General features: G+C 56.5%; 12 protein-coding genes. 5 read left to right on the forward strand and 7 right to left on the reverse strand.

Features of this window, described 5'->3' with window-relative positions; translation table 11 throughout:
* Positions 1-27: 27 nt before the first annotated feature.
* Positions 28-999: a 2,3-diaminopropionate biosynthesis protein SbnB gene (locus DQG13_RS20985; protein ID WP_113021833.1), complete on the reverse strand. Its 972-nt coding sequence runs from the start codon at positions 997-999 to the stop codon at positions 28-30.
* Positions 1,000-1,068: 69 nt separating this feature from the next.
* A complete protein-coding gene (gene sbnA, locus DQG13_RS31770; RefSeq protein ID WP_309472251.1) occupies positions 1,069-3,288 on the reverse strand; it encodes a 2,3-diaminopropionate biosynthesis protein SbnA in 2,220 nt (739 codons plus the stop codon).
* A 160-nt stretch (positions 3,289-3,448) separates the two neighbouring features.
* Here sbnA and DQG13_RS20995 point away from each other — a divergent pair, with 160 nt between their 5' ends.
* Together DQG13_RS20995 and DQG13_RS21000 are read left to right on the forward strand one after the other, a co-directional pair.
* Positions 3,449-4,324 carry a YheC/YheD family protein gene (locus DQG13_RS20995; protein ID WP_113021835.1) on the forward strand — a complete coding sequence of 292 codons (876 nt, stop codon included), beginning with the start codon at positions 3,449-3,451 and terminating at the stop codon, positions 4,322-4,324.
* Positions 4,325-4,549: 225 nt separating this feature from the next.
* Complete coding sequence (locus tag DQG13_RS21000) at positions 4,550-5,485, forward strand: methyltransferase domain-containing protein (RefSeq protein WP_181592894.1); 936 nt, start codon at positions 4,550-4,552, stop codon at positions 5,483-5,485.
* A 547-nt stretch (positions 5,486-6,032) separates the two neighbouring features.
* On the opposite strand, the gene DQG13_RS21005 is transcribed toward DQG13_RS21000, so the two are convergent.
* Together DQG13_RS21005 and DQG13_RS21010 are read right to left on the reverse strand one after the other, a co-directional pair.
* Positions 6,033-6,398: a PH domain-containing protein gene (locus tag DQG13_RS21005; RefSeq protein ID WP_113021839.1), complete on the reverse strand. Its 366-nt coding sequence runs from the start codon at positions 6,396-6,398 to the stop codon at positions 6,033-6,035.
* A 170-nt stretch (positions 6,399-6,568) separates the two neighbouring features.
* Entirely contained in the window at positions 6,569-7,405 is an 837-nt protein-coding gene (locus tag DQG13_RS21010; RefSeq protein WP_181592895.1) for a helix-turn-helix domain-containing protein, read from the reverse strand.
* 109 nt (positions 7,406-7,514) lie between these two features.
* Here DQG13_RS21010 and DQG13_RS21015 point away from each other — a divergent pair, with 109 nt between their 5' ends.
* Entirely contained in the window at positions 7,515-8,864 is a 1,350-nt protein-coding gene (locus DQG13_RS21015; RefSeq protein WP_220094431.1) for an FAD-dependent oxidoreductase, read from the forward strand.
* A gap of 53 nt (positions 8,865-8,917) precedes the next feature.
* On the opposite strand, the gene DQG13_RS21020 is transcribed toward DQG13_RS21015, so the two are convergent.
* From DQG13_RS21020 to DQG13_RS21030, 3 genes are all read right to left on the reverse strand, one after another.
* On the reverse strand, positions 8,918-10,015 hold the full coding sequence (locus DQG13_RS21020; protein ID WP_258525792.1) for an MBL fold metallo-hydrolase: 1,098 nt from the start codon (positions 10,013-10,015) through the stop codon (positions 8,918-8,920).
* Positions 10,016-10,206: 191 nt separating this feature from the next.
* Complete coding sequence (locus DQG13_RS21025; protein ID WP_113021845.1) at positions 10,207-11,418, reverse strand: hypothetical protein; 1,212 nt, start codon at positions 11,416-11,418, stop codon at positions 10,207-10,209.
* Between the two features lie 369 nt (positions 11,419-11,787).
* On the reverse strand, positions 11,788-12,687 hold the full coding sequence (locus DQG13_RS21030; protein ID WP_113021847.1) for an RpnC/YadD family protein: 900 nt from the start codon (positions 12,685-12,687) through the stop codon (positions 11,788-11,790).
* A gap of 237 nt (positions 12,688-12,924) precedes the next feature.
* Here DQG13_RS21030 and DQG13_RS21035 point away from each other — a divergent pair, with 237 nt between their 5' ends.
* Entirely contained in the window at positions 12,925-13,272 is a 348-nt protein-coding gene (locus DQG13_RS21035) for a hypothetical protein (protein WP_113021849.1), read from the forward strand.
* 284 nt (positions 13,273-13,556) lie between these two features.
* On the forward strand, positions 13,557-15,371 hold the full coding sequence (locus DQG13_RS21040) for a PAS domain S-box protein (protein ID WP_181592896.1): 1,815 nt from the start codon (positions 13,557-13,559) through the stop codon (positions 15,369-15,371).
* Positions 15,372-15,404 lie beyond the last annotated feature (33 nt).

Consider the following 15,404-nt stretch of genomic DNA (forward strand, 5'->3'; position numbering starts at 1 on the left):
TTATACTTAGATGCTTCCGGCCGCCCTTCACTCCAGCTCCGTCCCAATTCCCTTTTTTCTGGCCCTCTCGGTATAATATACCGCTGTGGCGATATCGAATACGGCCATGCCCATGGGGCAGAAGAGGACGGGCTCAGTTGGGGCGAAGCCGGACAGTTCGCGGCGGCAGACTACGTCGGCGATGGTGCGGATGCCGGAACGGGTCAGTCCCTGCTCCAGATGGAGCCGCTCGATATCCGTATTTTCCCGGCATACCTCCTCCCAGTCATCGACGATAACGGCTTTTACCGAAGCCACCGCCTCGGACTGGTAATCGCGCAGGGAAACGTTTAGCAGAAGGCTGCTTTTCACAGGGGAGAGATTGATATACCGGTGATCGGAAACGGTGCAGGTGATAAAGATGTCCGATCTGCGGTACACCTCCTCCCACGATGCTGCCATCTCTGTCTTTTCCCGATAGTGGGCAGGCACGTCAGCCTTTAGCAAATCCACCTGGCGGATATCGTATATCCGGACCCGCCCGATTCGGTCCCCGTAGAGTGCCAAGGCCATTTCGTAATGGAGCCTTCCCACCGGCCCCCAGCCCACAATGCCCAGCTCGATCTGCGCAAGCGGCCGCTCCTGCAAGTAGGCGCGAATCATGAGCCCGCTGACGGAGGCGGTTCTTATGATGCTTGTGAGCGGCGAGTTCAGAATGGCGGAGGGTTCGCCTGTGAGGGGATCATTCAGCACCATGACGCTGTGGGCGCGGGGAAGACCGCTCTTGATATTATCCGGGAAGCTGGCAATCCACTTGATTCCTGCCGCGTTTACATTTCCTCCCATGTAAGCGGGCATGGCAATAATCCGGTTCCGCGGATTTTTGTACCGCAGGTAGGGCTTGATCGGCTGGGCATAATCACCCGCATCGACAATCCGCACCGCAGCCTCCATTGCATCCACGAGGGCAGGCCAGTCAAGGCCTACGGCGCGGATATCCCGGTCGTTCAGATACAGCATGACGCTTCCTCCTTCCGGCAATTTCCGTTGACGCTGTAGTGGTTTAGCGAGCGCCGGGGAGACCGGCGCTTAGCTGGCGCCGGACGGATCGCCATGCTCCTCATCCAGGGGCTCCTTGCCGAACTGGGCCTTGACCCATGAGTCCGAATAAACCGTGTCCAGGTAACGCTCCCCCTTGTCGTGGATGATTACGGCACATACTGCCCCTGGCGGCAGCTGCGGCTCCAGCTTTCTGACCGCTGCAATCACGCCTCCCGAGGAGGGGCCGGCCAGAATGGCTTCCTTCTGCGCCAAAGCCCGGCAGCTCTCCACCATATCCCAATCGGGGACATGCACGATATGATCGATCAGCTCCGTCCGGCAGAAGGGGGGCACAATTCCGGCTCCCAGCCCGGGGAACCGCCGTTTCTCCTGATTTCCGCCGAAAATCGCGCTGCCCTCCGCATCCACGGCCACAATCCTCGCGGCAAGCTTGTGGTCCCGGACATATTCGGCCAGGCCCCGAATGGTCCCGCAGGTACTGACACTGCAAAATAAATAGTCCACCCGGTCAAGCTGCTCCGCAATTTCCTTCATCGTCGTATGGTAATGAGCCAGATAATTATTGATGTTGGCATACTGGTTCGGCCAATAGCTGCCCGGTATCGTCCCGAGCAGGTACTCCACGCGCTTCAGCCTGGCAGGCAGAAATTCTCCTGTTGCCGGATCGGGCTCAGCAACATAGCTGATCTCCGCCCCAAGGGCCTTCATAATCCGGATATTGGTCTCCGTGGTTCTCGGGTCGATGACGCTGATGAAACGCATCTCCAGACAACGGCAAATCATCGCCAGGCTGATGGCCATATTCCCTGAGCTGGATTCGATAATAACGGCTCCCCGGCCGATCCGGCCTTCCTTCCAGGCCTCCTGAAGCATCCGCAGGGCGGGGCGGTCCTTGGCGCTTCCCCCCGGATTCAGCAGCTCCAGCTTGCCGTACACCGTAAGCCGGCTCTCCCGGAACAGGCGGCTAAGCTTAACCAGCGGCGTATTGCCGATGGTGGAAAGGATGCCGCTGTTTACATTCTTCGGTTCAGGGATATTGGCGGCCGTCTCATAATAGAGCTTCTTGTTTTTCACCTGACTGCGCTCCAGCGGCTCATCCTTCTCTGCTGTAATAACTTCAATGTCGTCGAGCAGACGGTTGCGGATCATCATGCCGATCTCCGGGATGCACTCCCTGATTTCCGTGCGGATGGCCGGAATGGCCGCGTCTAGCGGGGCTTTGCTCCGGATCTGGACAGCAAGGGCATTGTTCCTTACCTTGACCCGGACGCTGGCCGCCTGTACATGACGGTAGACGGCCTGCTCGATATCGTACAGGCTGATCTTTTCCCCATGCTTCAGCTCCTTGCCTACCCTTTTGACAATGGACTGGAAGCTTTGCCGCTCCACACCGTTCACTCTTACGGTCCGCAGGTCCCTTACCACATCATAGGTGACAAAACGGAGAGCAGGCAGCTCCCGGCGTACGAAGGAGGTGACCACGAGAATACGCTCATCCGGGCCAAGCGGCTCCATTTCCAGGCCCAACTCATGGGCTTCGATGCCTTCCGCATAAATTCCGTCAGCAAAAAGATACCTGCCGGCCTCATGGGAGTAATAAGCCATCGTCCCCATTTCAATCGAGCCGTAGGTGTCGGTGATATGGCTGGGATGAAGGCCGAACAGACTGGCCATATTTTGCTGCCACTGGGGCGTGGCGACCTCTCCCACCAGAATGATCCGGCGGATGCCGAGGGTGCGGGGATCGGCAGCGGCATATACGATGTGGTCCAGGATGGACGGCATGGTGTACAACAAGTCCGGCTTAAAGGTCTGCAGCCGCTCAATATGCTTTTCTACCGGCAGCTCGAAGGGGATTGCATCGCCCTCCAGCCCCAGCCGCTTGAATATGTCCAACGCAGTGCTGGCCGCATGGCCCGTTCCCATGTCAGCCAAAGCTCTGGTGCATCCGCCTCCGGCGATCAGCTGGCCGAACAGCTTTGTTTTGATATCCACATAGTGCCGGTCATCCTCTTCAGAGTAAAAGATGGATTTGCGGCGGCCCGAGCTTGTACCGGATGTCCGGTAAACCGCAAGAGCCGGATCAGCCGGCATGTTATAATAATGGGCTTCGAGGATTTCTGCGGACATTAGAGGAAGGTCTTGAAGGGTACAGCTTGTTATGTTCTTTCCGAGCAGTTCTTTGTACCAGGGGAATACATCGGTTACCTCCTGCAGCTTCTCCTGCAACTTGTCTAGCGGTAGCATAGCCGCCTCCCGTTCGCTGCCTAAGGCAGCCTCATAGATAAGTGTCTGCAATAATTTATGATGAATTTCCCGGTGTGTTCACCTATTGGGCGGTTGCCCAGGCAAAAGCCGCGCCGCTGCCGTAATGTAACCTGAGGGGAACAGGAGCGGAGGGAAGGGAATGAAGGAAAAGGCAGTGAGCCGTATTTCCAACAAGCTGACGAAGACCAGGGTGCTGGTGAAAAGCCCGGAGCTGAGAAAGCATATCCCGGTTACGCGGAGGATGGGCAAGAGCAGCTTGCACGAGATGCTGCAAAAATACGGCATGGTGTATATCAAGCCCTGCTGCGGCTCCCTGGGGCAGGGGGTAATCCGGATTGAGAGACTGGCTGCCGGCGGGGAAACAGGTGTAAGTGGCGAAACAGGCGCAAGCGGCGAGGAGCACACCCCCGGCGCTTCAGAGCGGGGAGAGCAATACCGGTATCAGGCTGGCACGCAGGTGAGCAGCGTCACCGGTTATGATAAGCTGTACCGCGCCATTGCCGGTGAGACGCAGGGCAAGCCGTATCTGGTTCAGAAGGGAATCCGGCTGCTCACATATGATGGCCGCCCCTACGATATCCGGGTGATGGTGCAGAAAAGCCCCAAGGGACAGTGGGAAGCAACAGGGATCGCTGGGCGGGTGGCCCATCCCCGCAAGGTGGTGACCAACGGAAGTCAGGGAGGAACCATCTATCCGGTTGAGGTTTTGTTGAAGGCGTACACCTCGGCGGACAAACAGGCAGCCCTGATCGCGGCCATGAAGCGGTTGGGTGTGAAGGCGGCTAAGCAGCTAAGCTCGTCCTATCCCGGCCTCCGGGAAATCGGTGTGGATATCGCCCTGGACAAGGGCTTGCATCCATGGATACTGGAGGTGAACACCTTTCCTGATCCCTGTCCCTTCACCAAGCTGCCGGATGACCGTATGCTCCGCCGCATCGTTCGTTACGGCAAGGCGTACGGCCGCATCTATAATTTGAAGTGCATGAAGGCCAAGCGGGGAATGGATCATCCATAACGACCGAATATGGGGCTGGCACAGATTGACTATACTGATTTTCTACATGGATGGGACAGGGGGATGGGTGCTACAATAGCAGCATGTAAGTCCGGCAATAGCCGGATGCATCCGGATCGGATGCCTACCGTTTGGGGCCATGGGCGCCGGGCGACTTGTCGAAGATCAAGTCCCCGATTTCCTGTGGCCTTTTTAATGTGAAAAATGAAGGGAGAGGTTAAAAGTATGAATCGTGATTATGAGCAAATCGCGGAGAAGTTTTGGAGCCTGCCGCAGAAGCCGGGGGAAGAGGTAAACCGGGACCGGTTGTTTATGGATGATCAGGTTTTGCACGCCCATTTGGAACGGGAGATTGAAAGCCGCCTGGACGGGGTAAAAACGGTGCTGGATGCAGGGGGAGGTACGGGGCGTTTCTCCGTTTGGCTGGCGCAGAAGGGGATTCAGGTGACCCATCTGGATATTTCCCTGCCCATGCTGGAGAAGGCCCGGGAGCGGGCGGAGGAAGCGGGGGTTGCCGGACGGATCGAATTTGTGCACGGCAAGCTGACTGAGCTGGCTTCGTACCGGGAGGGTCAATTCGATCTGGTGATTTCCCTGGATGCCCCTATCTCGTATACATATCCCAAGCATGAGGAGGTCATCCGGGAGCTGATTCGCGTATCCGGGAAATCGGTGGTGTTCTGTGTATCCAGCCTGCTTGGCGGGTATCCGGGCTGTTTTGGCCCCGCGTCGAAGAAGCCCTTCCTGGTGGATGAGCAGGACCCGGATACGGCCATGCGCTGGTACGTGAGGGAGTGGGCCCAACGGGAAAAGTGGCAGCCTAACTTCGGAAGGGCGGATGAACTGCTGGAAACGGGACTGTTCGCCGATCCCGATGCGGTGTATGAGCAAATGGAAGGCGGCGGAACGCCTTGGCCGGTAACCTACGCGTTTCGCCCGGAGGAGATGAAGGCGCTGTTCGATGCCGAAGGCTTGCGGGAGGTGCGGCTGGCAGGCCCGGGCGCGCTGGCCCGGACACTGGCGGGCGACACGCTGCAGACGCTGTTGTATACGCCGGAGTACCGGGAGCCCTTCCTGGAGCGCTGCTACCGGTTCGACTCCGAGCCGTCGGTATGCGGCATGGGCTTCAACAGCCTGGTGGCGTCAGGCTCCAAGGGGTGATTGGCGCTGCGGCGGCAGATGCCGGGGGAGCGGGCCCGGATGAGCGCCACGGCCCTGGCGAGAGTCGCCGCTTGACCATGGCTGCAGGTATACGCGGGTGCCGGCGGGAGCGGGTGGCGGTGGCGCCGGTGTGGGCGGCAGCGTGGCAGTATTGGGGGGAGTGTAGCACCGCACGGGCCGCCTGCCCGCCGCACATGGAACAGCCGGACAGCACCAGGGGATTACCTGGCTCTGTCCGGCTTTTTTGGTGTGGCCGGGGATGCCCAGTCAGCAGCATTCTTTATGTAAGCGCCAACAAAAGTATGCTATTTCTCTTTTGAAGTGGTTTTCCCTTGAATAGCGACAGAAAATGTATGCTATTGTCTATTTTTCGAGGGATTTTGGCTGTTTGGAGGCGAATAGCAGACATTTTGTGTATGCTATTTCCTCATTTTCGCCTCATTTTTTGCAATAGCATACATTTGTTGTGCGCTATCATTGTGGCGGAAGGGTTGAAGCGCCTTAAACAAAGGAACGGTCCGCATGCTGAGCGACCAGAAGAACCGGATTACAGCAGCGCGTCCGCAATCAGCTTGTCGAACTTGCGGATATCCACGCCTTTTTGCAGCTTCACCTTGATGTGCCCGGCCCGGGTCCACAGCTCCACCTCGGAGTTGAAGTCCAGACGTCCGGCATTTTCCGTTGACCACATGTTGATGGAGGAATAGGGCAGGGAATAAATTTCCACCTTCTTGCCGGTCAAGCCCTGGGCATCCCGGACAATCAGACGTTTGTTGGTAAAAATAGCGCTGTCCCGCAGGGTCTTGTAAGCGGCCACAGGCACCTCCCCATTAACCAGCAGCTCGCTCACATCAGCGGGAATGGGACATTCGGAGATCAGGGTCCATTGCAGAATCGGTGAAGTTTCAGACATGCTTCATGCCTCCTATTGGATGTTATGATTCAAAATATATAGCCCGATCCGGTCTTCGATGTCTGGTTATTTTGTGTCGTTGTGCCGGAGCTGGCCTTCGCCGGTTTGTTTGGGCTGCTATCTTTTACGAGAGAGGAAGGATTTGGGTTTCAGCTTCCGTCCAACTGGCCTCAGATGCTGTGGCTTTTGCGGAATTGGGCCGGGGGCATACCGAAGTGGCGGATGAAGACCCGGCTTAAATAAAACCCGTTCTGGTAGCCGCAGCATTCCGAAATCTGGTCCACAGTAAGCCCGGTTTCCAGCAGCAGCGTTTTGGCTTTTTCCATGCGCAGCCGGGTTACATACTGCATGGGTGTACAGCCTGAGATTTTTTTGAAGCGTTTGGTGAGGGTGGAGAGGCTGGTTCCCAGCGCCGCGGCCACGTCCTGAAGCCGCATGGGGGAAAAGGCTCCGGCGGCAATCCGGGCGGCAGCCTCCCGAACCAGCTTGTCCTCCGGGCCCGGCGGCGTCTCCTGGAAAGAGCCGGGAGGAGTTCCCTGCTCCCCGCAATACTGGAGCCACAAATCATCCGCATAATGCGTCAGTCTGCGCGTCTTCCACAGGTTGTCCGACAGGTAGGCGTTCCGCATGAGCTCCAGAGTAGACATTAGGCGGCCGGTATTGTGCAAGCTGATTTTGCCTGACGGAAAGCCTGAAGAGGCGGCTTGGCCGGTCACATCCGTCCCCTCCTCCCAGCGGCGCCAGTTGAAAAACACCACAAACAGCGTGACCGGGCTGATGACCACCCGCCGGAAAACGGTTTGCGGCGGACAAAAAACCAGATCCCCAAAGGAAGCGGAGCCCTCCTCCTCTCCGATCCGGTAATGAAACGAGCCGTCCTCCACGACAAAAACCAGCCAGTCGGAATGGATGCTTTCAAAGCTGGAAAACTTCTCTTTTCTTTGCCAACGGTGGACAAGGGTTACATCCGGCCGGTAACCGGATATAGGCAGATGAGGCTGATTCATGGGCTTTATCCTCTCATCAATCATGCTCGGCGGAAAATTTGTATATAGCGTAGCACAAAAAAAGGCATGTAAACAGTCCGTCTTTGCGCCTAGCATGAAGAGGAGAACAATGAAGCCGGGAAGGGGCGGAAACGGAATGGACAATTACCGGATGCAGATAGAGCTGACGGCGGAGCAGGAGTATGACGTGATGGTTTTCGGGGGAGGGGCGGCAGGCTGTGCCGCAGCCATTCAGGCTGCGCGGCTGGGGGCAAGGGTTGCGCTGGTGGAGAAAAATGGAGTGCTGGGCGGAACGGCTACAGTGGCGGCCGTGAACTTTCCCGGGCTGTTCCATGCCTGGCCGCGGCAGGTGATTGCCGGAGTGGGATGGGAAATCATTGAAGAGACAGTGCGCCGGGGAGGGGCAACGCTGCCTGACCTGTCGCGCCCTTACCCGACAAACAAGCATTATTTGCATCAGGTGAGAGTGAACGGGTTTGTCTACAGCAAGGTCCTGGATGATCTTTGTCTGGAGACCGGCGTGGAGCTGAAGCTTCATACTATGCCGGTTCAGATTTCGGACGGCGGCGACGGGGCTTGGAGGCATGTGGTGCTGGCAGGTCTGTCCGGCCCTGCCGTCTGCCGCGCCAAGAAGCTGGTGGATGCCACGGGAGACGCCAATGTGGCCGGGATGATGGGATATGCCAGGGAGCGGGGGAGCGTTCTGCAGCCGGGAACATTGGCGTACGAGCTGGACGGCTACAGGATGGAGGATATCGACAAGGAGCGGCTGCGGGAGGAATACCGCCTTGCCCGGGAGGCGGGCGAGGTGCTCATCACGGATCATGTGCCCGGCGAGCTTCCCTATTGGAGTGAGCTTCAGTCACGGGGCGGAAGCCGCATGCATGTCACCGGGATTGACGGCTCCACCTCCGCAGGAAAAACCCAGGCAGAGCTCAAGGCCCGGGACTCCCTGTGGCGGACCTACCGGCTGCTGCGGCGTGTGCCGGGATGTGAGGGGCTGGTTGTCCGCTTTGCCGCCACGGAATGCGGCATCCGTGAAACCTGCCGGATTGCCGGGGAGAAGCGGGTTACCCTCGAGGCGTATACAAGCGGCCGGATCTGGCCCGATGCCGTCTGCTACAGCTATTATCCCATTGACATCCACAGCGACAAGGACAGCACCATCGACAAGCGGTATTTGGCCGAGGGGGTTGTTCCCACCATCCCTTACGGGGCGCTGATTCCCCAGGGGAGCGACCATCTTCTGGCCGCGGGGCGCTGCATCTCCGGCGACAGGGAGGCCAGCTCGGCCTACCGGGTGCAGGCGACTTGCATGGCCACGGGACAGGCGGCGGGAGCCGCTGCCGCTATGGCCGCCGCCCGCAACATTTCCGTCCGGCAAGTGCCCATTGAAGAATTGCAGGATACCCTGCGCCGCCACAAAGCGGTGCTGCCCGACGGCTCGATTGTGGAGTAACGGGCAAAGAATAACCCGGGCCCTTTGCAGGTGTCCCGGGTTGTTATCTGTTCTCAGCCCTTCCGCCACCAGCGGGTGGACGAATGCGGCGGCCGCCCCAGCAGCACCGGCTCCCCGATCCGCGGGGTGGCTATGGCGACGCCTTGTTTCTCCGCCGCGGCAACGGCCCGCTCCACCGGCTCGGTCCAGGCATGCAGGGACAGGGTGAACGCTCCCCAATGGATGGGCAGCAAGAGCTTCCCGCCCACATCCTGGTGAGCCTGCACTGTCTCCTCCGGAAGCATGTGGATTGCCGCCCACCGTTCATTGTACTGGCCGCATTCCATCAGCGTCAGGTCAAAGGGACCGTAACGCTTGCCGATCTCCTGAAAGTGGGGGCCATACCCGCTGTCCCCACTGAAGAAAATCCTCTCCTGTCCCCCGTCCAGCACCCAGGAGCACCAAAGAGTAGTGTTGCGGTCCGTCAGGCTTCTGCCGGAGAAATGGCGGGATGGGGCGCAGAAGAGCTTCAACCCCTGCAGCCCCAGTTCGTCCCACCAATCCGCCTCGGTAATTTTCTCTGCCGGCACACCCCACCGTTCCAGATGGGCGCCCACTCCAAGCGGCACGAAGAAATGCCCAACCTTCGAGCGGAGCTTGCGGATCGTGCCGTAATCCAGATGGTCGTAGTGATCGTGGGACAAGAGCACCGCATCAATCGGGGGCAGGTCCTTCACATCTGCAGGGGGCGTATCGCTGTACCGTTTCCCTCCGACAAAAGGAACGGGAGACGGCGCTGTGCCGAACATGGGATCAAGCAGCAGCGTCAGCCCATTGATCTGCACCAGCAGGGAGGAGTGGCCCAGCCATATCACCTTGGACTGGGCTGCATTTTCCAAATCAGCCGGATTCAGCTTCCCGGCAGTTTCACCGCGTCGGGGCCGGCTGTTGGGGATGCCCCGGATCATATCCTTCCCGGCGGACAGCATATCGCGGAAACCGGCGTTCATGCTGGTGGGAATCAGATTCACAAACTTGTTCTTCGCATAATGGGCCGAGCTGTGGACAGCCTGCAGCCTGCTCCCGGCCGCTTTGGCCCCCAGCGGGGGATACAGGCGCACAATCAGAAAAACCGCCAATAAGACCAACATTGCACCAAACAAAATCGTCACGCTCTATCCCTCGCTTATATAGGCCGTCATTGGGCCGGCAAATTCCGCATCTCCGCAGATTCCACATGGTTTCCACACAGAATCCGCAAGATCACCGGTTATCTTAAGAATACCGGAAACGGAAACGCTGCTCAAGGAGATGGGGCGGCCAATCCGCTGGGACTGGCATATTCCTCCTGTTCCTTATGCAATCAAAACCAGGAGGACGGGGAATCAGGCTCTTGCCTGATCCATTGCTTGCCATCCGCGCTGTCCAACCGGTACCAGACGGCTCCGGATTGATCGGTCCAAGAGACGCTTGGGTCGATAGATTGTCCGTCTAAAACAAACTCCGTTTGGAAATTGCTATACGGAAATTGGTACAGGGTGTGACGCCCGGCAAGCTGGATGCTGCCGTCCAGCTTGACTACGTCAAGAGGTTCGGAAAAATCAGGATTGACCCATACCTCTCCCCAGCTTGTGCGGACATGGTACATGTTAAAGGCCTCTGCCCGTTCATAGCTGGTGACAGTCTGCGGATGCACAACCGGCGCCAGGCCATGCCAATAAACCGGATTCTCGAAAACCGGCGTATCCGATGACAGGACAAGCTTTTGCTCCTCCCGCACAATAGGAATTCCGGGCGCAGTCACATAATGGGTTCCATATGGGGTCTCAACCCGGTAAGCGGAGTCATAAACATTGACATACTTCCCGGTGACATGGAACGTTTCTCCAAATGCCCACCTGAACAAAGGCCCTGCCATGCTGCCCATCGGGCCCATATATGTGGGGTCATTCAGAAGAGTGTCGCCCCTGTAATAGGCGTAGCTGTCCACCGGCTGTATATAGCCGATCTTTCTCACAGGAAGACGCACCCACTGCTCCCCCAGCCAGGAGGTTTGAATGCGCACCCATTTCAGCTCCTCGGGGTCATTGGTGTAGAACCACTGTTTCTCCGCCCCTGTAACGGTGACCTCCTGGGGGGAAAGCACTGCCGTGGGTTCTGCAGAAGCATCCTTGTCCGCATAGAGGGGGGTATCGGTAAACAGAGTGAGCTGCTCCGGGGGAGGCACATCTACAGTCCACGGTTCCGGGCTAATCCATTTGGGCCCCAGATAGGTGTCAATTTTCCACCAGCATTTGCCTCTGGCCCAGCCGCGTTCGGCCAGGAGCACACGGATTCCTTCCTGGGGACCCAGTATCCCCTCTGACTTTCCAGTTATAGAATCGTCCGGATCGTTGTAAAAGGGGGTGGACTCAGAAATAGCAATGGAGGCGGGGATAAGCAGAGATTCCGGCGGAAAGCTCTGGAACCTGATTTTTCGGTCAGGTTCCGGAAGGGCATCGTCTGCCGCACGGACAGAAACCAATGGGCAAAGCAAAAGCAAAGCGGCAAGGCTCAAAACCAGCTTCATCTTCATGGAAAGAAACTCCTTTTTGAAAAATGGGTATCCGTATCCTATTCGCCGTCCATACGGCCTTTCCTGTAGGTGGAAAACGAGTTTTGGCGATAGCTCCGTCCGCGAAATCGCCAGAAGTGCGTATATTGGCCAAATAACGTACCGTCGGTCCGCTGGCGGAGACGGCGTCCCGGATAGACGGAGCCAGCCGGATGCGGACTTTCCGCTCCATCACCCTGCCCCTGATACTGGTGTTCTTCTTCGCCCAGAAGAAGTTCATTGAGGGTGTAGCTATGACGGGGTTGAAGTAGGGAGCAGGGCAAATAAGGCATATGCCCATGCAAAGAACCGCCGGGAGGAGTCCTGGCGGTTTGTATGTTTTCCGGTATACTATTGGCGCTCTCCGTTTACTTCCGCTGCCAAGGCCTGCAGGCGCAATTGATCCAGTCCGGTCGCTTTGGCGATTACCTCAAGACTCATTCCCATCGCCATCATGCTGCGGGCTGTTTCCAGCTTTCCTTCCAGCTTGCCCTCCAGCTTGCCTTCCAGTTTCCCCTCTTCCCGAAGGCGTTTGTCGATCTGGAACTTGTTCAGTACATCCATGATGGCCTGCTCTTCTTCGGGATTCAACATTCTGGACATGCCCAACACCTCCATTAATTGAGTCATATTGATTTCTGCAACCAAATCCAGCAGCATTTCATAACGGCTATCCTTGCGGTGCTTTCCATATTCCTTCAGCAGGTAACCAATCTCCTTCTTTACATCGGAGCGCCGTGTCAGGAGGCGAATAAACCGGTTTTCCTCCGGGCTTAATTCATCCACCACAACCCACTGCATGGCAATATCGCTGTTTCTCAAGACATAGATTCCGGGACGCTTCCGGTCCAGCCTCAAGCCGTGGGTCTGCTCCAGATGCTCGGCAAGCTTCGACGGAAAAGAACTGCAGACGCTGCTGACGGTCAGCTCTTCCACAGGCAGTGAATTTACTTCACGTCCAAGTGTTTTGTAGAGATAGGCATAGGCCTTTACCTTGTAATAATCATCGATGCTAAAATAATCCTCCGGCGATTTGTATTCCACAATGTTATATTCCCGGAAAAGCTCGGCAATATTTTTCAAAATGGGAATATTGCGCTTTTTTCTAATGACGAGGATATCAATTTGCAATGGTTTGCGGGAAAGCTGGACCTCTTCCTGAATATCCAACGCATCTTCATATTCCTGCAGCTCCAGGCGCAATGCACTGGCAAACACGGGATGCCAATGCATCCGTTCCTGCTTCTCCATGATCCGCCCCCCTTGGCATAAGTATACCATAGTGCATGGAAGGCCGACAGATACAGCTTTGTCCCGCTTTGTCGGCGGCAGGAACGGCGGCTTCCCGATAACTCCGGCGCCGCGGGGGAAAAAACGGTTGAAACTCTAAGAGTCTGGAAAATCCCATTTATCCCCTCCGCTGCGGATTCTTTTGTCCTGATATCCCCGCTCCCTGCATAAGCATGTTTGGGAGAGGAGTGAGGATACATGGACAAGAAGGTAAAGCGCTACTACGATTTAAAGCAGAAGCAAAAGGAACTGGAGCAGGAGCTGTCGGAGCTGCGCACGGAAATTCTGCAGCACAGCGAAGGTCTGAACGCGCAGGAATGGGAAGCGGGCAGCTACCGGGTGAAGCTGGTGCTGCAGGAGCGCAAGGAGTACGACGAGGAGAGGCTGTACCAGGCATTGCCCGATCCCCAGGTGTGGCGGCTGCTGTCCAAACCCGATGCGGCCAAAATTGCCGGACTTGTGAAGCTGAAGGTGATTCCCGAGGAGAAGCTGAAAGGTACCTACGATACCAAAAGCGTTCCGCTGCTTTATGTGGAGCGGAAGTAGCAGCCGGCGTTGGCCGGCTTTTTTGGCGCCAGTCCAGCCGGACAGAGAATCCGCTATCGAGCGGGAATCCGTCCGTGAGATGCGCCAAAGACGGCAAATTTGAAAAGTAACGGATCGTCGGTCCGGATAGTTGGCGTCATGGAGGATACAGCTTTCAGGAAATGTTGAAGAAAGCGGATATGCATGGAAGAAAACCTTCCCAAAATAATTGTTCCTTATGGGGAATTGCGTGTATAGTAGGAATTGGCAGGACTTTAGTCTTGGGTGAACAGGAAGGAGTAGACATGGAACCCAATTCATCCGTGCATAGCGAGCACTGTGACCAGCAAGTATTCATGCGCAAGTGGAATTCAAGCTCTCTTTTTCATCCCCAATCCGCGCCGGTATTTCTTTTGAACCCACAGGGGGAGTTTATCCAGGCCAACTTCAAATTCAAGGAAGTGTTTGGCGCTCAAATCATTGGCCGGCATTATCATGAGGTGATGCACGAAGAGGATATTTCCCGAGCAGATGAGATTTTCCTGCGGACGCTGAAGGGGGAGACGGTAACGGCGGACGGCATGGAATTCCAATGTCCGGAGGGGGTGAGGTTTTATCAGATCACCACCATGCCCATGTTCGAGGGGGAAGTCGTCAACGGAGTTTTCTGCATTGTTCTGGATGTCACGGAGCATAAGATGGCCGAGGAGGCTCTGCGCAGGAGTGAGGCTGCTCTTCGGTTGTCTCTTCACATAGCCGGATTGGGCAAGTGGGAATGGGATATACGCCACAAGTCCATTCATCTCTCCGAAGAAATGTACGTGATTCTCGGGTTGCCGCAGGACAGTACAAAAGAAGAGATTTTTGCCTGTTGGGAGAGGGTGCACCCAGAGGATCTTGCCCAGTTTAACCTGACAATGAAACGTCTTTTGGAGGGACATCCATCCAGCGTTCGGTTGCGGTATCATCATCCGGACGGGTCTGTCCGTCATCTGGAGATGATGGGGGAGCTTCTCTCCGATGAACGGATTCGCATAAACCGGCTCATCGTCACCACCCGGGATATAACCGAAACCGTAGAGAATGAGGAGAAGCTTCGCAACAGCGAGGAGCTGTACAGGCTGATCTCGGAGAATTCCCAGGACTTTATTACGTTAAGCGATGCAAACGGATGCATCTATTACGTGTCTCCCGGCGTCCGCCATCTGCTGGGGTATGAGCCCGAGGAAATGATGGGCAAGCAGCGCTCATTTTACTATCATCCGGAGCATCGGAAGGACGCGGAGATGCCCCCGGGCAAGGATATGCACATTGCCACCGTGCGGTGCCTGCATAAGAACGGCCATTATGTATGGATTGAGGTTTCCACCAAGCTGGTCTGTGATGAGAAAGGCAACATGACCAAGCAGTTGGGCATCGGTAGAGATATGACCGACCGAATGGCGGCTGAGGAGATTGTGCTGAGATCGGAAAAGCTTACGTTGACCGGACAGCTGGCTGCGGGCATTGCCCATGAGATCCGTAATCCGCTGACAGCCATCAAAGGCTTTTTGCAATTGCTGGACGGGGGATTTCCTTTGCGAAAGGACCATGTGGCGGTGATGAGCTCGGAGCTGATGCGGATTGAGAGCATCTTAAACGAGCTTTTGCTGTTGGCCAAGCCCCACGAGCTGAAGTTTTACCAGCGGGATGTCAACCAGATCATCCATCAGGTAGTGACCCTTATGGAGACGGAAGCCAATATGAAAAATGTCGTGCTGAGCTTTTGGCCGTGGGAGGGCAGCATCCCGGTGGCGTGCGACGAAAACCAGTTGAAGCAGGTCTTCATCAACTTTATCAAGAACGGCATGGAATCGATGCCGGACGGGGGAGAGCTGTACGTACATACAGAGATCAGGGACCAGAAGGCGCTCGTAACCTTCAAGGATTTCGGCACAGGCATACCTGAAGACGTGCTGGCGCGGATCGGCCAGCCTTTTCTCACCACCAAGGAAAAGGGGACGGGACTTGGGCTTGCCGTCAGCTTCAGCATTATCGAAAACCACAATGGAACCGTTATGGTCAAAAGCGAGTTGGGCAAAGGAACGGTATTCACGGTACAGTTGCCTTTGGCCAAATAAATATACATAGCCAAAAGCCGTCGCCGCCCAAAA

Origin of the sequence: Paenibacillus sp. YN15, from assembly GCF_003285005.1 — a bacterium.
Taxonomy (GTDB): domain Bacteria; phylum Bacillota; class Bacilli; order Paenibacillales; family NBRC-103111; genus Paenibacillus_AR.

Coding starts and splice junctions, on each gene's coding strand:
- DQG13_RS21030 (WP_113021847.1), bottom strand. CDS start 12,687: ATGGAGAAGCAGGAACGGATGCATTGGCATCCCGTGTTTGCCAGTGCA.
- DQG13_RS21040 (WP_181592896.1), top strand. CDS start 13,557: ATGGAACCCAATTCATCCGTGCATAGCGAGCACTGTGACCAGCAAGTA.
- DQG13_RS21035 (WP_113021849.1), top strand. CDS start 12,925: ATGGACAAGAAGGTAAAGCGCTACTACGATTTAAAGCAGAAGCAAAAG.
- DQG13_RS20995 (WP_113021835.1), top strand. CDS start 3,449: ATGAAGGAAAAGGCAGTGAGCCGTATTTCCAACAAGCTGACGAAGACC.
- sbnA (WP_309472251.1), bottom strand. CDS start 3,288: ATGCTACCGCTAGACAAGTTGCAGGAGAAGCTGCAGGAGGTAACCGAT.
- DQG13_RS21005 (WP_113021839.1), bottom strand. CDS start 6,398: ATGTCTGAAACTTCACCGATTCTGCAATGGACCCTGATCTCCGAATGT.
- DQG13_RS21000 (WP_181592894.1), top strand. CDS start 4,550: ATGAATCGTGATTATGAGCAAATCGCGGAGAAGTTTTGGAGCCTGCCG.
- DQG13_RS21025 (WP_113021845.1), bottom strand. CDS start 11,418: ATGAAGATGAAGCTGGTTTTGAGCCTTGCCGCTTTGCTTTTGCTTTGC.
- DQG13_RS21015 (WP_220094431.1), top strand. CDS start 7,515: ATGAAGCCGGGAAGGGGCGGAAACGGAATGGACAATTACCGGATGCAG.
- DQG13_RS21010 (WP_181592895.1), bottom strand. CDS start 7,405: ATGAATCAGCCTCATCTGCCTATATCCGGTTACCGGCCGGATGTAACC.
- DQG13_RS20985 (WP_113021833.1), bottom strand. CDS start 999: ATGCTGTATCTGAACGACCGGGATATCCGCGCCGTAGGCCTTGACTGG.